Origin of the sequence: Pseudomonas lijiangensis (assembly GCF_018968705.1) — a bacterium.
GTDB lineage: Bacteria > Pseudomonadota > Gammaproteobacteria > Pseudomonadales > Pseudomonadaceae > Aquipseudomonas > Aquipseudomonas lijiangensis.
In genome coordinates, this window is record NZ_CP076668.1 from 289,536 (window position 1) to 312,967 (window position 23,432).

Below are 23,432 nucleotides of genomic sequence, written 5' to 3' on the forward strand. Positions count from 1 at the left end.
CGGTTGTGCCCATCAGGAGTGTCACTTCTTCCTTTCCGGCAAGCCGCTCCCCTCCAGGGGCTTTGCGGCCCACGGACGAGCGTGCTTACGGAATTCAGTCAGCAGGCTTCGCGCGGCGAAGCCCTCATGTCATTTCGAGGTCATGACGGATATCTTCGTAATGCCCGACCTTTCGATCGAGGCCATGGCCTTGGCCACCTGGCCATAGTTCACGGCCGTGTCGGCCTGCAACTGGACGCGGATTTCCGGGTCTTTGGCTTTCTCGTCCTGCAGGCTTTTTTCCAGCAGTTCGGGGGCAATTTCAGATTTGGCCAGATAGAACTTGCCGTCCTGATCGACGCTGACCACCACCGGGTCTTTCTTTTCGGCCGGCGCCACCGAGTCGGTCTTGGGCAGGTTGACCTTGATAGCATTGGTCATCAGCGGTGTGGTGACGATGAAAACCACCAGCAGCACGAGCATCACATCCACCAATGGCGTGACGTTCATTTCGCTGAGCACTTCATCGCTGTCCTGGTTGGAAAAGGCCATTAGCTTGCCTCCCGAACGGATTGGTTGTGGCGGGTGGCGATGGGTTGGCGCGTGACGGCGAAGGCGCTGCGCTGGGCGAGCGAATCGAAGTCGTGGGCGAAGTCGTCCATGTCGGCAACGGCCAGCTTCAGGCGGCGCAGGAAGAAGTTGTAGATCAGCACCGCTGGCACCGCGACGGCGATGCCGACGCCGGTGGCAACCAGAGCGTGGCCGATGGGGCCTGCCACCGCTTCAAGGCTGGCCGAACCAGTGAGTCCGATACTTTGCAGTGCCTCCATGATTCCCCAGACCGTACCGAACAGGCCTATGAACGGTGCGGTGCTGCCGATACTGGCCAGAATGGCCTGGCCGTTTTCCAGTGCCCGGCGTTCTTTCTGGATCTGTTGGCGCAGATTGCGTTCCAGTCGGTCTGAACGGTTGATGGTGTGGGCCAGTTGCTGGGTGGTACGAGGTGCATCTTCGACCGCCATCGCTTCAAAGCCGCTGTTGGCGATACGGGCCAGTGCGCCCGGGTACTGGGAAGCGTGTTCGGCTGCCGTCAACAGGTCCGGGGCACTCCAGAAGGCCTGGGTGAACTGTTTGTTCTGGGATTTCTGCCTCATGTACTGCGCCGACTTGATCAGCAACAGGGCCCAGCTCAATACGGAAAACAGAATCAGTGCCCAGAGCACGGCCGGAACAATCATGGAGGAAAGCGATGCGTTCATGGTTTACACCTCACCAGCTTGAATAAAGTTGTCGGTTGTTATGCGCCGGATCATTCCGGAAGCTTGAAGTCGATGGTCTGTGTCGCGAAGCCTTCGATAGGCGTGTCACCCCGTTTGGCCGGGATGAACTTCCAGTTGCGCACGGCTTCCACGGCGGCTTCGTCCAGTACCGGTTTGCCGCTTGATCGGGTCACCTCAACACTGCCGGCCCGGCCATTGGCCAGAACCTTGATGCGCAGAATCACGCGTCCTTCCCAACTGCGTCGTAACGCCAGCCCCGGGTACTCGGGCGGCGGATTGCCAAGGCTGGCCAGCCCTGAAACGGCCGCACTTTCCTTGACCGGCGCCGCAGGTGCTGGAGGTGCGGGCGAAGGTGTCGGCGGTGCCGGGGTACTCGGGGCACTGGGCGCAGGCGGTGTCGGCGGCGCGGGTGGCCTTGGCTTTTGTACGGGCTCCGGTTTTTTGACCGGCTTGGGTTTTTCGACTTTCGGCTTTTCCACCGGTTTGGGCGGTGGCTTGACCGCGTCCGGGTCCTCAACCGGCTTTTCGGGCTCGGGTTCAGGGGGCGGAGGTGGCGGCGCAGGCGGAGGTGGCTCCGGAGGCGGCGCTTGCGGTGTCGGTGGTGTCGGGCTGGTCAGCTCAATCGTCATTTCCGGAACTTGGGGTGCAACTTCCGGAAGTTCGGCTTTTGCGGTCTGCATGTACCACCAGACCGCACCGTGAATAAGCACCGAAGCGGCAATCAACAAGAAAGCCTGCGGTTTATTCAGACTGCCAGGTCGTGAGGTATTGGCTGTAAACGGAATACTCTGCCATGCCGTGGGAACTTCATCGGGCAATGGATCAGGGACCGACTTCAGGGTTGCCGCATCATTCATTAAAGCTCCCTCGGAATAGTTGAAGGGCAATAAAAGTCCGTTCAAACATTTCGTGAATGTTCAAATACTGGAGGGCTGCACATTTAACAGGCGCACGATTCCGTGGAGCCGCACGTCAGCTCAATCGGATAACAACGGTTTACGGATTATGAAGATGGCATTGATCGTCCTTTTTCTTATCACGTACCTGAAGGTAGTGAGGGTTCCTGAGGGCTAGATAGCAACCGCTATGCCAGAAACTATCAGGAAGTGGTCTGTAATGGCTGAAATAGAGCGAATGTCGCATTCATGTAATTTTTTATCGAATCCCCGAAAAGTTTGAGCTGTGCCCACTGTTTATTAAGGGGTGAAGCCATAAAGTTGAAGGCGAAAGAATACCCTCTGTTTTTTCAGACGATATCAAAAAGACACCAGTTAAAATCCGGCTGACGGCATGCACCAATCTTGTATGAGTCGAGTCAAGTTGGTGCAGTTAATAATCAAGGGCTCACAGAATATTCTCCTTAGTGAAAGATGATGTATTTTGAGAAACTTTATAAACAGGCAGACAAAGTCCGAGCGCCCACTCTGAAAGAGAGGTGGCTATTTGGAACTAGCTGATGGATTGTCGGACGACATTCACTTTATCTAGTTAAATAATTGTTCTCGTCTGAACCTGCCGATAGATCGCTGATAAAAAAGTACAAAGCCTGATGATCCAGGAAAAAGGCAGTCGCTCAGGGCGACAGAAGGTCATTGCAAGGACGGGCCCGTTGGCAGGGCGAGCGGCGGGGTAGAAAAGACAGCGAGCGCTTGTGGGGCACGAGTGGATCTCCTTATCTGAAGAGACACGACTTTTGATCGGGTCTTTGCACTGTTTATGGACGCTGTGGCATCCGGTGACTGCACTGTGGTGCGCGATGGGCGTTTTCCATGCCGCAAAACCAGTGATTTTCTGGTACGAGTGTTCCACTAGGAAGAAATGTGCCAACTTGTGTCTGTTTGTAACCGTGGACATACAGATTGTCGCAAACGGGATACCAAAGGATCACTCACAAGGCAGGCGACGGAACCCGAACGACCCTGAGGACACTCACCAGCACTTAAACGTGCACGGAGCGCTCTGAGATGGTCAACTGGTTCGCAGGTATGCTGGGCAATATCAGTGTCAGATCGAAATTGATCCTGGGGTTTGTCAGCGTTCTGCTGCTGACGACCCTGATCGCTGCTTTCAGTTGGGTGGAAATCAATATCCTGCGCGAGCGGGGCGAGAAGCTGGCGTCCATTTCTCAGCTAAATGAAATGGTGCGCGACATGCGCATTGCCAAGCTGGGCTATGCCCTGCATCCAGAAACGGATCGAGCCGCTGCGGTGCTCAAGGCGAACGACAACCTGGAATCGCATTATGAAAAAATCAGAAGCCTGCTGAATGCACCAGCGGACCTGGCTCTGGTCTTTCGTGCCATGGAGACGACCCAGCGTTATCGCGATCATTTCCAGGATTTTGTCCGGGCCACCGATGACCACGACGCCGCGAAGCTCAAGCAGATCCAGTATGGCCTGGACACGGAAGTGGCCAGCCTGTTTGAAACCAGTCGGCAATTACTGGTCAACCAGACGGCCAAGCGCGATGAAGATGTCGCAGAAGCCAAGTTTCTGCTCATCGTGTTTGCGAGTATTGCCCTGACACTAGGCGCGCTGGCGGCCTGGCTGATTACCCGCATGATTGTCGGACCGTTGATGGAAACCCTGCATGTTGCCGAACGGGTGGCAGGCGGAGACTTGAGCGTCGACATCCCCGTCAATCGCAAGGATGAGCTGGGCCTTCTGCAGGCCAGCATGCAGCGCATGACTGCCAATCTGCGAGACTTGATCGGCGGCATTCGTGACGGTGTTGTCCAGTTGGCCAGCGCTTCCGAGCAGTTGTCAGCGGTTACCGAGCAAACCACCGCAGGCGTTACCAGCCAGAAGAGCGAGACGGATCAGGTTGCGGTCGCCATGAACCAGATGGCCGCGACGGTGCAGGAGGTGGCGCGCAATGCCGAAGATGCGTCCATCGCCGCCATTGCCGCCAATGATGAAGCCCGTAAAAGTGATGAAGTCGTGGTCCATGCCCTCGATCACATTGGCCGGCTGGCTGAAGAGGTGAACCACTCGACTCAGGCCATGAGCGAACTGAGCCGCGAAAGCGACAAGATCGGCACGGTGCTGGATGTGATCAAGTCGGTTGCCCAGCAGACCAACCTGCTTGCCCTCAACGCCGCCATCGAAGCCGCCCGTGCAGGCGCTGCCGGTCGCGGTTTTGCCGTGGTTGCTGACGAAGTTCGCAGCCTGGCTCAACGAACCCAGGCTTCCACTGAGGAAATCGAAGGGCTGGTCAGCAGTCTGCAGAGTGGTACCCAGAAAGTGGCTTCGATTCTGGACAGCAGCCGTGCGCTGACCGAAAGCAGTGTCGAGCTGACCCGTCGTGCAGGCACCTCACTGATGAGCATCAGCCGCTCGGTGTCCACCGTCGAACAGATGAACACCCAGATCGCTGCAGCCGCCGAGCAACAGAGTATCGTCGCCGATGAAATCAACCGCCGCGTCGTGAACGTGCGAGTGATCTCGGATCAGACCTTCGTCGCCAGCGGCGAAACCGCCATGTCCAGCAGTGAGCTGGCAAGGCTGGGCGGCAGCTTGCAGGCGAGTGTCGGGCGATTCAGGTTTTGAGATGAAAGGCGTCTTATTCGGGCTGCGCCGGATCGTCGGCAACCAGCCCGATCCGTTTGCGCCAGAACCAGGTCAGCATCAGCACACCGGTGACCGCAATGGGGGTCACCAGATAGATCGGCATCATGCTTCTCGTGTACAGCGATACCCCGGCCATCAGCACCATCATCGAAACGATCCCCATGACCTTGGCCCGGTAACGGGCGCGATAGAAGTCCAGCCAGTAGCGTTGCAGGTTCAGCCGCCGCTGCTCGCGTATGCGCTGGGATCGGGCTGATCGTTTTTTCACTTTCATTGCATGTCCATCCGTGGTTTGGGTGGGGCATTGTCTTGCGCTGTGCTCCCTCGTGCCTACACTGACATCGTTTTTTTCATAGCCATGATACAAAGCGCGTCTGCGGCATGGCGTGGGATACGCAGATGTTTTCATCGATCAGGGCTTATAAAGGTATGACTGGTGGCCTGCCCTGCGTATTATCAGGGGTTTGAGTCGATGAGCGGACCTGCATAGCCTCGGTGTACAATTTTCGAGGATGTACCGCATACAGAGATGGCAAAAAGGTATTGCAGCACCCCGGTGTAGAATGCTGGGTGATTGCTGAGCCATTCGTTTTTTGTAGCGATTGCCGATCTCGATGAATTCTTATACAGCGCCAATCAGAAAATACAGCGGAGCATGTGAAGTGAGCATGATGAAATGGATTGACTTTCCCAGTCTGGGCGATGAACGAGGAGGGTTGGTCGCTCTGGAAATTGGTATGGAAAAAGCAATACCTTTTGATATTAAGCGCGTTTATTACATCTATCGGACCGGCGAAGGTGTCAGTCGCGGGTATCATGCTCACCGTAACCTGAAACAAGTTGCTATCTGCGTTGCTGGACAGTGCCGGATGGTGCTGGATAACGGCAAAGTTCGTGAAGAAACCGTGATGGACAGTCCTACCCGAGGACTGCTGATCGAAAGTATGGTCTGGCGCGAAATGCATGACTTCAGTGACGACTGCATACTTTTAGTGTTGGCCAGCGAACATTATGACGAGTCGGATTACATCAGAAGTTATGATCGTTTTCTCACGGAGATAAATAATGTCTGAGATTCACGCTCTGGCCGATGTCAAAAGTTCAAGCATTGGTAGTTCGACACGTATCTGGCAATACTCCGTTGTTCTGGAGGGAGCGGTTATCGGTCGTAACTGTAATATCTGTGCCCATACGCTGATCGAAGGCGATGTTATCGTGGGCGACAATGTTACTGTCAAGTCGGGTGTTTTCCTGTGGAGCGGCACTCGCGTGGAGGACAACGTTTTTATTGGTCCCAACGCAACGTTTACCAACGATCCAATGCCCAGGTCGAAAGTATATCCCGATGCGTTTCAAGGCATAACGGTCAAGGCCGGTGCAAGTATTGGGGCCAATGCAACATTGCTGCCGGGTATCACCATCGGTAGTAATGCAATGGTAGGGGCAGGTTCTGTGGTCACTAAAGATGTGCCCGACAGCGCTGTTGTAGTAGGCAACCCGGCAAGAATTATCAGGTATCTGGACAAATGATCAGCTTTCTGGATTTGAAGAAAATCAATTCGACGATGCGTGACGAATTGATCGAGTCGTGTACCCGTGTCATTGATTCGGGCTGGTACATCGGCGGTAATGAACTGTCGGCTTTTGAAGAAAGCTTTGCAGCCTACAGCGGTAGCCGGCATTGCATTGGCGTTGCCAACGGCCTCGATGCGTTGAACCTGACGTTGCGTGCCTGGAAAGAGCTGGGGAAACTCAAGGATGGCGACGAAGTCATCGTGCCAGCCAACACCTACATCGCCAGTGTTCTGGCTATCACCGAAAATCGCCTGGTGCCGGTTCTGGTCGAGCCCGATGCGAGCACTTACAACCTGTGCCCTGTCAATGCCCGGGCTGCGGTGACTTCCAGAACCCGCGTGCTCATGCCAGTTCACCTGTACGGGCAATTGTCCGACATGCCGGCATTGATGGCCCTGGCTGAGGAAAAGGGACTTCTGGTTCTGGAAGACTCGGCCCAGGCCCATGGCGCGAGCTTCAATGGCCGCAGGGCAGGGAGCTGGGGCGATGCCTCGGGCTTCAGCTTCTATCCAGGAAAAAACCTGGGGGCTCTGGGCGATGCGGGCGCTGTTACCACTGACGACGACGAGTTGGCGAAAGTCCTGCGCGCACTGCGCAACTATGGCTCCCATGAGAAGTACAAGAATCTCTACCAGGGCGTGAACAGCCGTCTGGATGAGATTCAGGCAGCGATGCTCAGCGTCAAGCTCAAGTATCTGGATGACCAGACTGCACGCCGCAGGGAAATTGCCAGGATGTACATGGAGGGTATCAACAACTCTTCAGTAGAACTGCCACTTGCCACCGGCACTTGCCCGCTGTCGCTGCATAGCCATGTGTGGCATTTGTTCGTCGTTCAATGCCGGCAGCGTGATGTGTTGCAGCAGCATCTGGCCGCACAAGGTATTCAAACCATCATTCACTACCCGATTCCTGTCCATCAGCAGCAGGCTTACAAAGAGCTCAATGGCCACAGCTATCCAGTGACCGAGAAGATCCATCAGCAAGTCCTGAGTTTGCCAATGAGTCCTGAAATGACATCGGCTGAAGTCGAACTGGTCATCGCAGCCGTTAATAATTTTTCTTGCGAAGAGTGACTCAATGATTCAGTTGCTAGGCCGTCTTTGGAAGTGTTTTACACTCAAAAGAAAGCTGCAGTTCTTTGTGATCCTCGGGCTCATGGTGGTTGCATCGCTTGCGGAAATAGTCAGCATCGGAGCCATCGTTCCCTTTCTGGCTGTCCTGATCAATCCCGAGAAGCTACTGAGCCAGCCTCTGGTGGGTGATCTCTTTGCGGCCATGGGAATCGACTCTGCCAACGGGCTTTTATTGCCGTTGACCGTCATTTTTGCTGCCGCGGCCATATTCTCCGGTGTCAGTCGTTTTGTGCTGATGTGGGCACAGAACAGACTGAGTTCGGCCGTCGGTGGCGATCTGGCAGGCGATATCTACAAGACGGTTATTCATCAGCCTTACAGCAAGCACATTTCCAGGAACAGCAGTGAAGTGATCACTGCCATTTTCAACAAGGTCGATACCGTGGTGCGGGAGTTTCTTTTCCCCTCTCTGACCATTGTCAGCTCGGCTTTCATGATGTTGGCAATCCTCGTGATCGTCCTGGCCATTCAGCCGGTTGTCGCCTTTCTCGCCTTTGCAAGTTTTGGCGGGGTCTACCTGGCGGTTGTACTGGTGACCAGGAAGCAGTTGAGAAAAGACAGTCTGGTGGTGAGCGTCACTTCCGATCGGCTGCTGAAGTTGATGAGTGAAAGTCTTGAAGGTATTCGGGACGTGATCATCGACTCGTCTCAGCGCACCTATCGCAAGGACTTCGATAGCGCCGATTACAAGTTGCGTCGGGCCAAGGCCAATATCCAGATCATCGCGAACTCGCCACGATTCGCTATCGAATCGTTCGGCATGCTGATGATTGCGATTTTTGCCTATTGGCTTGCGCAGTTGCCCGGTGGACTGCTTGCATCCATCCCCATGCTGGGCGCGCTGGCGCTGGCGGCGCAACGCCTGCTTCCGGTCCTGCAGCAATCCTATGCCGCGTGGGCATGTATCAGCGGTGCGCAGGATTCCTTGCGAGATGTATTGGACCTTCTGCCAGAAGAGCGTAATGACGTCGAAATCGAAACGACGCGCATTCCTCTGGACTTCAACGATCGTCTGTCGCTGGACAATGTCTCGTACCGCTACGGCAACGATGCGCCGTGGGTGTTGAAGAACATCAGCCTGAATATTCCCAAAGGTTCGCGTGTAGGCCTGATGGGGGCTACGGGCAGCGGGAAAAGTACCCTGATCGATATTCTGATGGGGTTGCTGACTCCAACGGACGGTGTCTTTGCGGTCGACGGTGTCGAGGTGAATACGGACAACAGTCGAAACTGGCAGGGGAACATTGCCCACGTACCACAGCAGATATTTCTGTCCGATGCTTCAGTGGCTGAAAACATCGCCTTCGGGGTGCCTTACGAAAATATCGATTTCGATCGTGTGAAGCGAGCCGCCGCCAAGGCGCAAATTTCCGATGTCATCGAATCGTGGTCTGCTGGTTATGAGACTCCTGTGGGAGAGCGAGGTGTCTTTCTCTCCGGCGGACAGCGCCAGCGCATTGCGATAGCGCGTGCTTTCTATAAAGAAGCCAGCGTTATCATTCTGGATGAAGCGACCAGTGCGCTGGACAGTAAAACCGAGCAGGAGGTCATGCGCGCCGTCGATGATCTGGGGGATGGCACGACGTTGATCGTCATTGCGCACCGCCTTAATACGCTGGAGACCTGTGATACTGTTATCGAGGTCGAAGGTGGAACAGTGGTAAGGTATGGCTCTTATGAGTCCGTGTGCGGCGCTGTTCGTTAGTTTTTAAATGAGCGAGTCTTGGGGGATCGTAGGCTTTCTGCCCGGCAAGACCTCGCTACGCATATCGTTGATGCTAGAAACATTCATGCGCCCTGCTTTGAAGCAGGGCGCAGGTGCATCTGCAAGGTGGGAAGTGGCCGCTGCAAGATGTGCCTGATAGCTGAAAAACAGAATTGAGTGGAAGTCTATCCAGATGGATGGGTTTACTGCTTTGAGAATCAGGGGGCAGTAGTCAGAAATGCATGGCTATTTCAGGCTATCCCCAGCGGTTTACGTTGGAGTGGGTCATGAGTGATAACGTTGGCAGGGTGAGTGGGAAGGATTGCACAATCATTGTTAACTCCTGCGACAGTTATGAAGATGTGTGGCTCCCTTTTTTCTACTCACTCAAGGAGATGTGGCCTGACTGTGACTGTCGGGTCATATTGAACACGGAGCGTAAAAGTTTCGAGTTTGACGGGTTTCAGGTTCGTACATTGAAACTGTCGGCTGATGAAGCCAGGCGACCTTGGGGCTGGCGGTTACGCAAAGCTCTGTCCCTGGTGGAAACTGAATTTGTTATCACTCTGTTTGATGATTTCATCCTGGAGTCTCCCGTCAATCAGTTGAAAATAGCTGACTGCATCCGGGCGATGAAAGAACGCTCCGAAATCGCTGTTTTTTATTTCAGCAATATCCCTGGCATCAACAGGGTTGAAGGCGAATTTGACGGTTTTGAAGTGGTAGGAGCGCGAGATGACTACCGCTTGAATTCTGCGCCTGCTCTCTGGAGAACCCGCAAGCTTGTCGAGTTTACCGGTGAGGTTGACTCGCCTTGGGCGTGGGAGTTTTTCGGTAGTGCCCGGACTTACGGTGGCGGCGACACCTTTTACTGCGCCCAGATCGGCAAGGAAGATACGTTTGTCTATAACTACACGCTTGGCGGTGCGATCCGTCGAGGGAAGTGGGTGCCTAGCGTTATTACACCTGTACTGAAAAAGTACGACTTGCCAATAGACATCAATAAAAGGGGTGTGGCAAGTGAGTCTTTGTCTGATGGAAAGTACAGTCTGAAATGGAAAGTCGATTTTTTTGTACTCGGCTTCAAGATGGTTGGTTTCAAGGCTTTCATCTTCTTGTACAGAGTGTTGGCAAAAAAATTGAGTGAAGGTGTTTCTCGTGGTTAAGAAGAAGTTTACGTTTGGTGTTTTGACCTATAATCACGAGCTTTATATTGTCGAGCACCTCGAAAGCATAAGATTTCAGATAGAAAGCTTCGGTGCCGACTACGATTTTTGTCTGGTTATCGCGGATGACTGTTCCCGGGACAAGACCATTGAGCTGGTCAATCGCTGGCTGTCTGTTCATGGTCATCTGTTTCATGATGTTAAAGTTCTGGATCATTCAAAAAACAATGGTACCTGCTTTAACTACACTCGCATCTGGCCCCATGTTGAAGGTGAGCTGTTCAAGATCACCGCCGGCGATGACGTTTACTCGTGTGTGAATCTTTTCGAAGAGGCCGAGCAGTTAAGCACCCATGACTATTATTCAGGTCTGCCGCTGCTGTTGATCGATGGTGAGATTATCAATTCACCTTCGACCCTGTTCCATATTCTGGCTTCTGATACGATCTATAAAGACAAACCGTTCATGGCGCGTCTGAAAAACATCAGCAGCATCAATACGCCCAATCTCTTCTGCAATAAAAAACTTCTGCTGAATGATGAGCTTTGCCAGTTCATCAACAGCTACAGTGTTACCGAAGACTTCCCCATGTTGGTAAAGACTGCCGAGCTTTATGGGAATGTCAGTTTTCACCAATCCAGTAAAGTGTATGTGTACTACCGTCGCACATCAGGATCGACGTATCTTGTCAGGGGTTCAGACTTTGACAAGGACAAGCTGAATATTTTCAATCACATGCTTTCTCTGGAGAAAGGCTGGCTCGGACGTATTCTCTTGAAGAATCGCCTGTATTGCTACAACCTCGATAATGGGCTTTTGAAAAAGCTGCTCAATCTGAACTACTATGTTTATCTGCTTCGATTGGTTACACGACTTGTGCCAACCATAAAGCGTTATTCCGAGTCGACCCCCGATGTGGCACGCCACAAGTCCCATTATGAGCTGGTCAGTAAAAGAGCGGCTGATTTTCATGCAGGGCACAGCCAGGTATGAGTAAGCAGCGGGTGAGCTTGACGTTTCTGGATATTGGAAAAGGTTTAATCTTCTTCGGTGGGCTGGATGAAAACTGCTAAATTCTACATACCGCTTTTACTTGTTGAAAGCTACCTGCTCTTCACGCTGTGGCTGTTCTTTTTCGGCCCGGTAATCTGGCCCGTCGAAAATAAAAAAGAGTTCCTCTTTGTCGTATCTCTGTATCACGCGTTCTTTATCGCCGGGTATCTTCTGTCCTGCCGTTTCTCGCTGAAACAGCCGTCCAGGGCTGTTGAACCGAACGGTGATAATCTGTTCTTGAGATATTACTGGATTATTATCGTCTTCGCTTTCATTGCGATGGTCATCCTTCATCGCAATACGACGCTGTCCAGATCATATTTCCCCACCGGTTTTTTCTCGGAGTTACTGAAGGGGTTATTGGCACCTGCTGAGGTGAGGAGTTTTTATGCTTCGGCTGCCTCAAGAGAAGGGTTTTCCGGGAATGCCTATGTAACAGGGATGCTCCTGTTTTTCGGAGTGTTCAAGTACGTCCTGTTACCGGGCCTGGTGTTCTTCTGGGACCGGCTGAGTACCACGCGCAAACTTGTGGGTTTTCTGGTGGTCATGCTTCCGTTGTGTACAGGCATTATCTCCAGTCTGAGCGCAATCAATTTCTATTACCTTTTCGTGGTGTCGGTTTGCCTGTTTGGTGTTGTGATTTCGAACAAGTCTGCCGGATTTTTTGTCGAGCTCGGACGGCGCAAGACCTTTCTGTTCTTTCTGGTCTTTATATTCCTGTTCTCGTTCTGGCAGTTTTATAGTGTCAAATCCGGAGTATCGCCTTACAAGGTTTTCTTTGAAGACGAAAAGCCAATTTCGTTCAGCTACTTGAATGAAACAGGAAGTGTGTTCAAAAGCGATCTTGCTCCGGCTGAGAAAGCCAAGGATGCAGATTCGTCTGTGAAGGACCCGGCTCCAGCCGTACCGGAAAGCGTCGATATTACTGTGCGGCCTGCCAAGACCAATGTTGTGGCCTTGCCTGCGACGGTTGATAACAAGGTTGCTGCTGCGAAGAGCAATACAGCACCTTCGCCTGCAAAGACGGTGACTCCGGAGTTGCCTGCGAAGATCGAAACTGCAGCCTTGCCAGAGATTGCCAAAGTGGCAGATGTGCCTGCCCAGGTTGCAGTCGCAGTCGTACCTGAGAAGTCCAACCTTACCGACTTTTATGAGAAGCTGACCGTCTATCTGGTTCAGGGCTACCAGGGCGTATCCATTGCGCTTGGAGAGAAATTCGATAGCTCATATGGCATCGGGCATTCGGTATTCCTGCAGCGGGTTTTTGCCGAGCACCTTGGCATTGATGTAAGAGACAGAACGTTCCAGCGCAAAATTACCGCACGGTGGGACGAGAATGTTTACTGGCATTCGTTCTACAGCTACATGGCAAATGATGTCGGCTTCTTTGGTGTGTCGATTGTCATGTTGATCCTGGGCTGGTATTTCGCAAACGTTTACCTTGCCGTGGTCAATGATGATGACTTCTTTGCGAAGATGCTGCTGCCGTTATTTGCCATCATGTTCCTGTATATCCCGGCGAATAATCAGATTTTCAGCTTTCTGGAAACCATGATTTCGTTCTGGATACTCACGGCGCTCTATATTTTTCACAGGCGCCGTACCGCTGTCCGGCATGCTCAAGGCTTCACTGAAGTGAGCGCGGCCCAGCAAGTCTAGAGTTCACATCAAGTGACTTCATACCCCACCGGTTTCAAGGTGGGGTATGCGCTTGCAAATCACGAGCAGGAAAACAGTCCGTCAGCCTGGGCGGTGATTGAGGTGCAAGAGAGTTTTCGGCTGAAGCGACAACCCTTGGGACCAAGGGAAAGGAAGATGGCGCACTCGGCGGGATTCGAACCCACGACCCCTGCCTTCGGAGGGCAGTACTCTATCCAGCTGAGCTACGAGTGCAACGCGGGCGCCATGATACTCATCTGACGGGCGGGCGTCCATGCTGGCTTTAGCTTCTGGCGGGAAATCGCGACTTTTGCTTCTGTGGTTTCACATCTATGCTCTTTTGGCGACCCGGGGTGTAATGCGCCACGTGGTGAAGGCCCTGATGTGGCAGCGGTTTCCCAGGAGATGTCCATGCCCGACTCAATCGTCAATTCGCAGATTACCGATGCTGTCACCCAAGCCAACGTCAAGGTGCTGGGCGAGTCTCCGCCCATGGCCATGAGCACTCTGTATCAATCCATGTCCCAGGCAACGGCGATTCTGTTTCAGAACGCCGTGTCCGCGCAGCAGCAACAGAACACCCTGTCTCAGGCTGCTGCCAATCAGGGGATCATGCAGATCTATAACGTCGACACCACTGGCGCTGCCAAGGCGACCGAGGCTGTTGGCCAGTCCGGGGCGCCTGACAACCTTGCAAGCCTGCTGACGGTGCTCAAGAGCTTCCAATAGCCAGGGACGTTCCTCTTTCCGTTGTCAGCCTGTTCTTTTTTTTGAACAGGCTATTGTCCTTTATCCCGGCAGTCCCTAGGATTCGTTTGAGATTTCAAACGCTCTTGTTCGGTCTTCCCGTTTTTTCGCGATGTGCGTCGCTGGGACCGATGGAATGTTTTCCTGGCGATGGCTTCCAAATGAGGCACATCGATATTCATTTGTTCGCTCCGCCCTTGTGCGGTGCTGTTTAGGAGGCCGACATGCAGCTCAAAGATTCCAAACTGTTCCGCCAGCAAGCCTATATCAACGGCCAGTGGCTGGATGCGGACGGTGGTCAGACGATCAAGGTCAACAACCCTGCAACCAATGAGATCCTCGGTACAGTGCCAAAGATGGGTGCTGCTGAAACCCGTCGTGCTATCGAAGCTGCCGACAAGGCGCTGCCGGCCTGGCGTGCTCTGACCGCCAAGGAGCGTGGCAACAAGCTGCGCCGCTGGTTCGAGCTGATGATCGAGAACCAGGATGACCTGGGCCGTCTGATGACGCTGGAGCAAGGTAAGCCACTGGCCGAGGCCAAGGGCGAGATTGCTTATGCAGCTTCCTTTATCGAGTGGTTTGCCGAAGAAGCCAAGCGTGTCTATGGCGACGTGATTCCGGGCCATCAGCCGGACAAGCGCCTGATCGTGCTCAAGCAGCCGATTGGCGTAACTGCGGCCATCACTCCGTGGAACTTCCCGGCAGCGATGATCACCCGCAAGGCCGGTCCTGCACTGGCTGCCGGTTGCACCATGGTGCTCAAGCCCGCTTCGCAAACCCCTTATTCTGCTTTGGCCCTTGCTGAGCTGGCCGAACGTGCTGGCATCCCGGCTGGCGTGTTCAGCGTGGTGACGGGCAGCGCTGGCGACATCGGCAGCGAACTGACCGGCAACCCGATCGTGCGCAAGCTGTCCTTTACCGGCTCGACCGAAATCGGTCGCCAGTTGATGGCTGAATGCGCGCAGGACATCAAGAAGGTGTCGCTGGAGCTGGGCGGTAACGCGCCTTTCATCGTGTTCGACGATGCCGACCTGGACAAGGCAGTCGATGGCGCGATCATCTCCAAGTACCGCAACAACGGCCAGACCTGCGTCTGCGCCAACCGTATCTATGTGCAGGACGCCGTTTACGATGCGTTCGCCGAGAAACTTCAGGCTGCGGTTGCCAAGCTCAAGATCGGTAATGGTCTGGAAGAGGGCATTACCACCGGCCCGCTGATCGACGAGAAGGCCGTTGCCAAGGTTAAAGAACATATTGCCGATGCTGTCGGCAAAGGCGCGAAAGTTCTGTTCGGCGGCAATAGCCTGGAAGGGACCTTCTTTGAGCCGACCATTCTGGTCAATGTGCCCAAGGATGCCGCGGTGGCGAAGGAAGAAACCTTCGGTCCTCTGGCGCCGCTGTTCCGCTTCAAGGACGAGGCCGAAGTGATTGCAATGGCCAACGATACCGAGTTCGGCCTGGCTTCTTACTTCTATGCCCAGAACATGAGCCGCGTGTTCCGTGTAGCCGAAGCGCTGGAGTACGGCATGGTGGGTATCAACACCGGCCTGATCTCCAACGAGCTGGCTCCGTTCGGTGGCATCAAGTCTTCGGGCCTGGGCCGCGAAGGCTCCAAGTACGGCATCGAAGACTACCTGGAAATCAAATACCTGTGCCTGAGCGTTTGACGCAGCGGGCTTGACCGGTAGCCGGGCGTTGCAGCAGTCGATCATCGTATGCTGCTGCAACCCACCCCGGCTGCTTAATCCTTGAACTACGCCGACCGATGAGCGGCGAATGAGGAATACATGAGCAATACAAACGAATCCTTGATGCAACGCCGCCAGAACGCTGTCCCACGTGGCGTTGGTCAGATCCACCCGATCTTTGCCGCCTCGGCAAAGAACGCCACCGTTACCGACGTCGAAGGTCGTGAGTTCATCGACTTCGCGGGCGGTATCGCGGTACTGAACACCGGTCACCTGCACCCGAAAATCATCGCCGCCGTGCAAGAGCAGTTGACCAAGCTGTCTCACACCTGCTTCCAGGTACTGGCTTACGAGCCGTATGTAGAACTGTGCGAAAAAATCAACGCACGGGTTCCTGGTGATTTCGCCAAGAAAACCCTGCTGGTGACCACAGGCTCCGAAGCCGTGGAAAACGCCGTCAAGATCGCTCGTGCAGCGACTGGCCGGGCAGGCGTGATTGCCTTCACCGGTGCCTATCACGGCCGTACCATGATGACCCTGGGTCTGACCGGTAAAGTCGTGCCTTACTCGGCCGGCATGGGCCTGATGCCGGGCGGTGTGTTCCGCGCCCTTTACCCGTGCGAGCTGCATGGCGTGAGCGTTGATGACTCCATTGCCAGCATCGAGCGCATTTTCAAGAACGATGCAGAGCCCAAGGATATTGCCGCCATCATCATCGAGCCTGTGCAGGGCGAAGGTGGTTTCTATGTGGCGCCAAAGGCGTTCATGCTGCGTCTGCGTGAGCTGTGTGACAAGCACGGCATTCTGCTGATCGCTGACGAAGTGCAGACCGGCGCTGGCCGTACCGGCACCTTCTTCGCCATGGAGCAGATGGGCGTTGCTGCCGATCTGACCACCTTTGCCAAGTCCATCGCAGGCGGTTTCCCGCTGGCGGGCGTCTGCGGCAAGGCCGAGTACATGGATGCCATCGCTCCAGGCGGTCTGGGCGGTACTTATGCCGGCAGCCCGGTTGCCTGTGCCGCGGCCCTGGCTGTTCTGGAAGTGTTTGAAGAAGAAAACCTGCTGGCGCGCTGCAACACCGTGGGCGAGCACCTGGTTTCCGGCCTGAAAGCCATCCAGGCGAAATACCCGGTCATCGGCGAAGTTCGTGCCCTGGGCGCAATGATCGCTGTCGAGCTTTTTGAAGACGGTGACAGCCACAAGCCAAACGCTGCCGCTGTCGCTCAGGTTGTGGCCAAGGCACGTGACAAGGGGCTGATCCTGTTGTCGTGCGGTACTTATGGCAACGTCCTGCGCGTCCTGGTGCCTCTGACGGCCGAGGATGAGCTGCTGAACAAAGGTCTGGCTATTCTGGAAGAGTGCTTCGCAGAGCTGGCCTGAAAAAGTGCGGTTACAGATTGAGTGATTTGTGACCAGACAGACAGAAAAAACCCTGCCTCGGCAGGGTTTTTTCGTCTTGAGAACAGGATTTATCGCTTACAGCTATATATCCGGACGAAGGCTTTGGCTAAGGTGGGCGAATCGATGTCGGAGAGTTCTGATGACTGCTGTAGATTTGACTGCGATGCCTCGCGTATTGATTGCTGAATCGGATCCGTGGGTTCGTGAAACCCTCAGCGATCTGGTGTTGAGCGTGCGGGCTGACGTCGAATTGGAGATGTGCAGCGACGGCAAGCAGGCCGTCGAATGGATCAAGAAACATTTGCCGGACCTGGTGGTAGCGGCCAGAGAGTTGCCGGTTATTGATGGTTTGAGTCTGCTGCGTGGCATCCGCGCCTTGCGTCGCCAGCCTCCCATTCCCTTTATTCTGCTCAGCAACCGTAGCGACAGCGCCAGCGTGCGCGAAGTCCTGCCGCTTGCGCCTACGGCTTATCTGACCAAACCCCTGAATACCGAAGGGCTGCGTCAGCGCCTTGAAGGTCTGTTGCTGGAACGCCGTGCGCCAGTACCGGGTGAAATGCCTGCACTGACGCCAGGGTTGACCCTGACCAAGTTTCTCGAAAAACGACGTGATGTGGCCGATGGCGCGCCACTGTTTGTGGATGTCGCCACCGCGCTCAAGCTCAGCCAGAGTGGCGGTAGCATCGACGCGGCCTTGCTTGAGCAGGAGTTGCGCAACGACCCGCACATTACGGCAGTACTGATTGCGGCCGCCAATAGTGCGGCGCAGCATCTGGGCAAGCCTGTTCAGACCCTTGGGTTGGCCATTGGTGTGCTGGGCGCGGTACAGAGCGCAAGTATCGTGGCCGCCCTTGCCAAGAAGCGCATGGCGGTGCTGACAAACGATGCACTGCTGGTCGAAGCCAGCAAGTTCTGGACAATGTCGCAACGCACAGCTGATTACGCACGGATTCTGGGTGGCATGCTGGAACTCGATGTCGAACGCTGTTTCTGCGCGGGTTTGCTGCAGTCGTTGGGGGATCTGGCGGTGCTGGGCTGTCTGCAGGAGTGGTTGCTGGCGGGCGGTCATCTGGACGAGGAAGTGATCAGGCAATCTCTGGAGCAATATTCAGCTGCCTACGGCTCAGCCTTGCGCACCCGCTGGCGTCTGCCGCTCGAGCTGCGTGAGCTGATTGCTGCGGTGTATCAGTATAACACCGGCATTTATACCCGCGAAGTGCTGGCCATGAACCTCGCCGGGCAGATGGCTCGTCTGGGTGAGCATGAAAGCGTGACGACGCTGGTCAAGACCAAGTCTGCCAAGCTGCTGAAACTGAGCGTTGGGGACTTGCAGCGTCTGCGCAAGAAGCTCACGGGCGTGACCGACCCAAGCCTGCTGGCGCCGGTGGTGGCTGAAGTGACAGAGGCTGAACCTGAGCAAGAGGCTGATACGGATCTGCTGGATATTACGTCAGAGCCTGTGGATCCGGGAGTTGCCAGTACGGAAGACCCGGGCGTCGGGATTCAGGAGTTGCCGAAGGGATGAGGTTTTTCGCGAATGAATTCATTCGCGAAGGCCTCACACCAGAACAATCTGATTCTTGCCCTGACGCTTTGCCTGATACATCGCCGCATCCGCTCGTGCATACAGCGCTTCCAGGCTGGTGTCTTCCGGGCCCAGATTGGTCAGGCCCTGGCTGGCGGTGATACCGAACGTCGTGCTGTTGCACTGGAAGCTCTGGCGCTGGATTTCACGTTGCAGGCGCTCGGCGATCTGCATGGCCATCTCAGGGGCGCAGCCCGGAAATACCGCTGCAAACTCTTCCCCGCCAATACGCCCGAACAGATCACCACGACGTAGCGCCGAGCGGCCGCTTTCGGCGATGCGCTGCAGCACCACATCACCTTCCTGGTGGCCGTAAGTATCGTTGACCAGTTTGAAGTCATCGACGTCCAGCAGCAGAAAGGCCAATGGTGTGTCGTTGAGCCGTGCCAGCTCGAACTCGCGCTGGGCGCACTCGAAGAAGTGGCGACGGTTGCTGCTCTGGGTCAGCACGTCGGTGGTGGCCAGGCGCTGCAGTTCGTCTTCGAGGTGTTTTTTCTCGGTGATGTCTTCGGCGATGCCGACCACTATCAGGCGCTGGCTCGGATCGGTGCGGTGGCTGACGAAGCATTTGTCGCTCAGCCAGCGGATTTCCCCATCGGCCCGGATGATCCGGTATTCGCGATCTTCGATGGAGCCTTTTTCGATGACGTCGCTCAGGCTGCGTTCGGCGTAGTTCAGGTCATCGGGATAGATGCTGTCGCGCCATTCGGCGAAGTCAGCCAGCAGCAGGCCTGCGGAGCGCCCGAATATCTTCTCGTAGGCAGGGCTGACATAGATCATGCGCTGGGTTTCCCAGTCGAATGCCCACAGTACGGCATTGACGCTTACCAGCAATGAACTGAAGAGTTGTTCGCGCTCGCTCAGGCGAGCGACTTCTGCCTGGGCATGCATCAGGGCCAGCAGGGTTTCTGCTGCCGCAGGCATCTCGGCGATTTGCGTGGCTGTAGGTAGGGCGATTGCTGTCTGCTTTTCCATCGTGCGGCATCTCAAATGACGTGCGGCCAAGGCCGCAGCATCCACCCAAACGGATTATGGGGAAGCCTTTGAGATTGATTTTCAGGAGGGAAGTTCCGGTATCGGCGCGCCCAGGTGGGCGCGCCGATCAACGGTGTCAGGCTTGAGAGGGGCGCAGGGAGTAGGTTTTCAGCTGATCTGCAAAGTCGCGCAGGGACTGAATACCGCTGGCCTCGGCTTCCTGTACCCAGTCCTTGATGGCGCTGAGCATGTCATGGCCATTGCTGCTGGTCTTGAGCCAGATCTGTTGCAGGGCAAGGCGTTTCTCGTAGATCACTTTCAGGGCCTGGCTGTGTTCGAGCATGGCCTGGATGCGTACGTGATGCTTGTCTTCCAGCAGGCTGGTTTCCCGGGAAAGCAGACGTTTGGCGCGGTGGAACTGATGACGCACCGAGGCATCGGCCTTGGCCAGCTCCTGTGCAACCAGCGGGCCGATGACCAGCTTGCGGTACTGGGCCATGATCTGGAAGCGGTTGTTGAGGATGGCCATGGCGGTGTCCATGTCCATGTGGCCCTTGCCTTCGACCCGGTGGGCAATCGGCGCGACCCGCTGGACCTTGGCCAGACGCAGTGCGCTGAACAGCTTGATCCAGGCCCAGCCCATGTCGAACTCCCACGGCTTGACCGACAGCTTGGCCGAGTTGGGGTAGGTGTGGTGGTTGTTGTGCAGTTCTTCGCCGCCGATCACGATGCCCCACGGCACCAGATTGGTCGCGGCATCGCGACACTCGAAATTGCGATAGCCCACGGCATGACCCAGCCCGTTGACCACACCGGCAGCCCAGAACGGAATCCACATCATCTGCACGGCCCATACGGTGATGCCGAGCACACCGAACAGCGCCAGGTCGATGACGGCCATCAGGGCGATGCCCAGCATCTTGTAGCGTGAATACAGATTGCGCTCGATCCAGTCCTCGGGGCAGTTCTTGCCGTAGATGCGCAGGGTATCCTGATTCTGTGCTTCGGCACGGTAAAGCTCCGCCCCCTTGCGCAGGACGGTGGAAAGACCTTTGACGACGGGGCTGTGCGGGTCATCGACGGTTTCGCATTTTGCGTGGTGCTTGCGGTGGATGGCTGTCCACTCGCGGGTGTTCTGCGCCGTGGTCAGCCACAGCCAGAAACGGAAGAAGTGTTTGAGCCCGGCGTTGAGTTCCAGGGAGCGGTGAGCGGAGTAGCGATGCAGGTAAACCGTAACGCCGACGATGGTCACGTGGGTCATTACCAGCGTGACTGCTATTAACTGCCAGACGGAAAGGTCGAGCAAACCGTTGTACCACATAGGCTGTTTGGCCCTCGGTAGAGACGCGTGTGAAAAACAAAGTAACAAGCGCATTATCACTTAGCTTTCACAGAAAACCAGTCGCTCTTTTAGATAAGAGTCGCAGGATGTTTCTTGCTTTATAATCCGGTCATTTTGTAAGGCTTTATGCATTCTTATGAACAATTCTTCTTATGAGGCCCTACGGACCGCGCTTTTGTACGGGTTGTCCTCTGTTTTGTGGTTTGTGGCGTGCGACGAGCTGCTGCCACATTGGATCGAAGAACCGGCTCGATTGGCCTTCTGGCAGCAGGTTGGAGTCTATCTCTGGGTAGTGCTCAGCGCGGTCATGGTGTTTATCGCTCGTGGCCGATTGCTCAGGTTCATGGGCATCGATGCGCAGTTGCGTCGCCAGCAGGAGGAAGATCAGGAGCGCCTGCGGCTGGCTTCGGCGGTCTTCGACAGCACCCGCGAAGGGGTATTGGTAACCGATGAAAAGGGGCTGATCGTTCATGTGAACCGCGCCTTCATGGAAATCACCGGTTATCAGGCTGAAGAAGTGCTGGGCTTCAACCCGAGCAAGTTCAAGTCCGGTCGCCACGGCCCCGAGTTCTATCGGCAGATGTACCGCTCCATCCTCAGTGCCGGGCAATGGAGTGGCGAAATCTGGAACCGTCGCAAAAGCGGCGACATTTACCCGCAGTGGCAGAGCATTCGTGGCATCAAGGACCTTGATGGCCAGATCAGGCATTTCGTGGCGGTGTTTTCGGACATCACGGCCATCAAGCGTTCCGAGCAGGAACTGGCCCAACTGGCTCATTACGACGCCCTGACAGACCTGCCCAATCGCCTGCTGTTCACGGATCGCGCCACTCAGGCGCTGGCCCATGCCCGCTCCAGCAAACGCGGGTGTGCCTTGCTGCTCATCGACCTCGACCACTTCAAGAACATCAATGACAGCCTGGGCCACAGCGTTGGCGATCAGGTGCTCAAGGCAGTGGCCGAGCGCCTGAAGAGCCTGTTCGACAGCGAACTGACCCTGGCGCGACTGGGCGGCGACGAGTTTGCGCTGCTGGTGAAGAATTGCCAGCAGAGCGTGCAGGCCGCCGCCCTGGCCCAGCAGATCATCGACAGTTTCAAGAAGCCTTTTCTGCTCGATGATCACGAGCTGTTCATGACCGCCAGTATCGGTATCAGCCTGTTCCCCGGCGACGCGCTGACGGTTGTGCAATTGCTGCGCAATGCAGACTCTGCCTTGTTCAAGGCCAAGAACGACGGGCGCGAAGGCTATGCGCTTTACACCGAAGAGCTCACCGCGCATGCCCAGCAGCGTGTCGAACTGGCCAGTGAGTTGCACCGGGCCATCGAGCAGCAGGAATTACGAGTGTTCTACCAGCCCATTCATGATCTGCAGAACAGCCGTATCAAGGGAGTTGAGGCTCTGGTGCGCTGGGAGCATCCAAGGCGCGGCATGGTTTCGCCGGGAGAATTCATTCCGATTGCCGAGCAGAGCGGGCTGATTGCCGATATCGATGCCTGGGTATTGAGCACGGCCTGCCGGCAGATGAGCACCTGGCTGGAAGAGGGCGTCAATCTGTCATTTGTTGCGGTGAATATCTCCAGCCGACTGTTCAGCCATGGTGATCTGGACCTGCAAGTGGCTCAGGTGCTGCGCGATACCGGGCTGGACCCTGGCTTTCTGGAGCTGGAAGTCACTGAAAGCGCGGTGATGGACGACCCCGAGCAGGCCATCGAACAACTGCATCGGTTGCGCAATCTGGGCCTGAGCCTGGCCATCGATGATTTCGGCACCGGTTATTCATCGTTGTTGCGGCTCAAGCGCATGCCGGTGCAAAAGCTGAAGATCGATCAGGGTTTTGTCGCCGGCCTGCCGAGCGATGATGACGATATCGCGATTGTGCGCATCATCATTGCCCTGGCCAAAAGCATGGGCATGCGGGTGCTGGCCGAAGGGATCGAGCAGGCCGAGCAGGCGGGTTTCCTGTTGGAAAATGGCTGTCAGTTGGGGCAAGGCTATTGGTTCGCCCGTCCGATGCCTGCTGAAAAGATCGACTGGTTGCGAGCGCCGGACTTTCGTCAGCCCGTTATCTGAATAATTTTTTCCTGTGCAATCCAGGCCCGCCGGGGCGTGCAACGCGCTCCGGCTGCATGCTGCAACGCCAAATGACTTTTGGTTATATCTGCATTCTTAAATAGTCTTTTTAAGAATAACTCTGCGTATCTAATATTGCCTCACCGCCACAAGCCATCGCCCCCAGTCGCGACAGGCAGGCCTCTCAAATTTCAAGGAATACGATTATGAGCGCATCTCTACGTAGTGTTGACGGTCAGGACGAAGCAGCAATTCTGCGTGAAATTCAGAGTGCGCTGCGTGACCTGCGTTTTGGCGCCGTCGAAATCACTGTGCATAACGCCCAAGTGGTTCAGATCGAGCGTAAGGAAAAGTTTCGTTTGCAGAACTCTGGCGCCAAGCCGAGCTGATTGCATACCCGACTGGTTAACCGGAGGGCTTCACTTTGACTCCTGATACACCCGTGAACAGCAGCGCTCCCTTCCGAATGCGGTTTTGAAGCGCCAAGAAGAACTCAAAAA

20 protein-coding genes and 1 tRNA gene are annotated in these 23,432 nt (G+C 55.3%); 14 read left to right on the forward strand and 7 right to left on the reverse strand.

Going from position 1 to position 23,432, the window contains the following annotated elements; genetic code table 11:
- Positions 1-129: 129 nt before the first annotated feature.
- The 3 genes from KQP88_RS01370 to KQP88_RS01380 form a co-directional block, all read right to left on the reverse strand.
- A complete protein-coding gene (locus KQP88_RS01370; protein WP_198728112.1) occupies positions 130-531 on the reverse strand; it encodes an ExbD/TolR family protein in 402 nt (133 codons plus the stop codon).
- Positions 531-1,217: a MotA/TolQ/ExbB proton channel family protein gene (locus tag KQP88_RS01375; protein ID WP_407681822.1), complete on the reverse strand. Its 687-nt coding sequence runs from the start codon at positions 1,215-1,217 to the stop codon at positions 531-533. Before KQP88_RS01375 ends, KQP88_RS01370 begins: the two co-directional genes overlap by 1 nt.
- A gap of 71 nt (positions 1,218-1,288) precedes the next feature.
- Complete coding sequence (locus KQP88_RS01380) at positions 1,289-2,116, reverse strand: energy transducer TonB (RefSeq protein WP_216704634.1); 828 nt, start codon at positions 2,114-2,116, stop codon at positions 1,289-1,291.
- A 1,107-nt stretch (positions 2,117-3,223) separates the two neighbouring features.
- Here KQP88_RS01380 and KQP88_RS01385 point away from each other — a divergent pair.
- Positions 3,224-4,807 (forward strand): methyl-accepting chemotaxis protein, encoded by a 1,584-nt coding sequence (locus KQP88_RS01385; protein ID WP_216704635.1) that lies wholly within the window; start codon positions 3,224-3,226, stop codon positions 4,805-4,807.
- A gap of 13 nt (positions 4,808-4,820) precedes the next feature.
- On the opposite strand, the gene KQP88_RS01390 is transcribed toward KQP88_RS01385, so the two are convergent.
- Complete coding sequence (locus KQP88_RS01390; RefSeq protein ID WP_216704636.1) at positions 4,821-5,102, reverse strand: hypothetical protein; 282 nt, start codon at positions 5,100-5,102, stop codon at positions 4,821-4,823.
- A 394-nt stretch (positions 5,103-5,496) separates the two neighbouring features.
- Here KQP88_RS01390 and KQP88_RS01395 point away from each other — a divergent pair, with 394 nt between their 5' ends.
- The 7 genes from KQP88_RS01395 to KQP88_RS01425 all read left to right on the forward strand — a co-directional run bounded on the left by KQP88_RS01395 (position 5,497) and on the right by KQP88_RS01425 (position 13,123).
- Entirely contained in the window at positions 5,497-5,901 is a 405-nt protein-coding gene (locus KQP88_RS01395) for a sugar 3,4-ketoisomerase (protein WP_253950587.1), read from the forward strand.
- Positions 5,894-6,358, forward strand: coding sequence for an acyltransferase (locus tag KQP88_RS01400; RefSeq protein WP_025258042.1), 465 nt, complete (start codon positions 5,894-5,896; stop codon positions 6,356-6,358). Before KQP88_RS01395 ends, KQP88_RS01400 begins: the two co-directional genes overlap by 8 nt.
- The gene (locus tag KQP88_RS01405; RefSeq protein WP_216704638.1) at positions 6,355-7,479 is read left to right on the forward strand and encodes a DegT/DnrJ/EryC1/StrS family aminotransferase; all 1,125 of its coding nucleotides are present in this window, start codon (positions 6,355-6,357) and stop codon (positions 7,477-7,479) included. The genes KQP88_RS01400 and KQP88_RS01405 overlap by 4 nt, the downstream gene beginning before the upstream one ends.
- Positions 7,480-7,546: 67 nt before the next feature.
- On the forward strand, positions 7,547-9,244 hold the full coding sequence (locus tag KQP88_RS01410) for an ABC transporter ATP-binding protein (RefSeq protein WP_216704639.1): 1,698 nt from the start codon (positions 7,547-7,549) through the stop codon (positions 9,242-9,244).
- Positions 9,245-9,531: 287 nt separating this feature from the next.
- On the forward strand, positions 9,532-10,410 hold the full coding sequence (locus tag KQP88_RS01415) for a hypothetical protein (RefSeq protein ID WP_216704640.1): 879 nt from the start codon (positions 9,532-9,534) through the stop codon (positions 10,408-10,410).
- Positions 10,403-11,404, forward strand: a complete 1,002-nt coding sequence (locus tag KQP88_RS01420) for a glycosyltransferase family A protein (RefSeq protein WP_216704641.1) — start codon at positions 10,403-10,405, stop codon at positions 11,402-11,404. Before KQP88_RS01415 ends, KQP88_RS01420 begins: the two co-directional genes overlap by 8 nt.
- A 66-nt stretch (positions 11,405-11,470) precedes the next feature.
- Positions 11,471-13,123: a ribosomal eL19 family protein gene (locus KQP88_RS01425; protein ID WP_216704642.1), complete on the forward strand. Its 1,653-nt coding sequence runs from the start codon at positions 11,471-11,473 to the stop codon at positions 13,121-13,123.
- 157 nt (positions 13,124-13,280) lie between these two features.
- On the opposite strand, the gene KQP88_RS01430 is transcribed toward KQP88_RS01425, so the two are convergent.
- Positions 13,281-13,357: transfer RNA gene (locus KQP88_RS01430), tRNA-Arg, on the reverse strand.
- A 171-nt stretch (positions 13,358-13,528) separates the two neighbouring features.
- Here KQP88_RS01430 and KQP88_RS01435 point away from each other — a divergent pair.
- The 4 genes from KQP88_RS01435 to KQP88_RS01450 all read left to right on the forward strand — a co-directional run bounded on the left by KQP88_RS01435 (position 13,529) and on the right by KQP88_RS01450 (position 18,484).
- Complete coding sequence (locus KQP88_RS01435; RefSeq protein ID WP_374011488.1) at positions 13,529-13,852, forward strand: RebB family R body protein; 324 nt, start codon at positions 13,529-13,531, stop codon at positions 13,850-13,852.
- A 242-nt stretch (positions 13,853-14,094) separates the two neighbouring features.
- Positions 14,095-15,537, forward strand: coding sequence for an NADP-dependent succinate-semialdehyde dehydrogenase (gene gabD / locus KQP88_RS01440; RefSeq protein ID WP_216704643.1), 1,443 nt, complete (start codon positions 14,095-14,097; stop codon positions 15,535-15,537).
- A 120-nt stretch (positions 15,538-15,657) separates the two neighbouring features.
- Positions 15,658-16,938: a 4-aminobutyrate--2-oxoglutarate transaminase gene (gene gabT, locus KQP88_RS01445; RefSeq protein WP_025258050.1), complete on the forward strand. Its 1,281-nt coding sequence runs from the start codon at positions 15,658-15,660 to the stop codon at positions 16,936-16,938.
- A gap of 160 nt (positions 16,939-17,098) precedes the next feature.
- Positions 17,099-18,484 (forward strand): response regulator, encoded by a 1,386-nt coding sequence (locus tag KQP88_RS01450; protein WP_216704644.1) that lies wholly within the window; start codon positions 17,099-17,101, stop codon positions 18,482-18,484.
- A 33-nt stretch (positions 18,485-18,517) separates the two neighbouring features.
- On the opposite strand, the gene KQP88_RS01455 is transcribed toward KQP88_RS01450, so the two are convergent.
- Together KQP88_RS01455 and desA are read right to left on the reverse strand one after the other, a co-directional pair.
- Entirely contained in the window at positions 18,518-19,519 is a 1,002-nt protein-coding gene (locus tag KQP88_RS01455; protein WP_216704645.1) for a GGDEF domain-containing protein, read from the reverse strand.
- Between the two features lie 136 nt (positions 19,520-19,655).
- Complete coding sequence (gene desA / locus KQP88_RS01460; protein ID WP_216704646.1) at positions 19,656-20,840, reverse strand: delta-9 fatty acid desaturase DesA; 1,185 nt, start codon at positions 20,838-20,840, stop codon at positions 19,656-19,658.
- Positions 20,841-20,997: 157 nt separating this feature from the next.
- Here desA and dibA point away from each other — a divergent pair, with 157 nt between their 5' ends.
- Together dibA and oscA are read left to right on the forward strand one after the other, a co-directional pair.
- Complete coding sequence (gene dibA, locus KQP88_RS01465; protein WP_216704647.1) at positions 20,998-22,932, forward strand: phosphodiesterase DibA; 1,935 nt, start codon at positions 20,998-21,000, stop codon at positions 22,930-22,932.
- A 206-nt stretch (positions 22,933-23,138) separates the two neighbouring features.
- On the forward strand, positions 23,139-23,321 hold the full coding sequence (gene oscA / locus KQP88_RS01470; RefSeq protein WP_025258055.1) for a sulfur starvation response protein OscA: 183 nt from the start codon (positions 23,139-23,141) through the stop codon (positions 23,319-23,321).
- Positions 23,322-23,432: the final 111 nt, after the last annotated feature.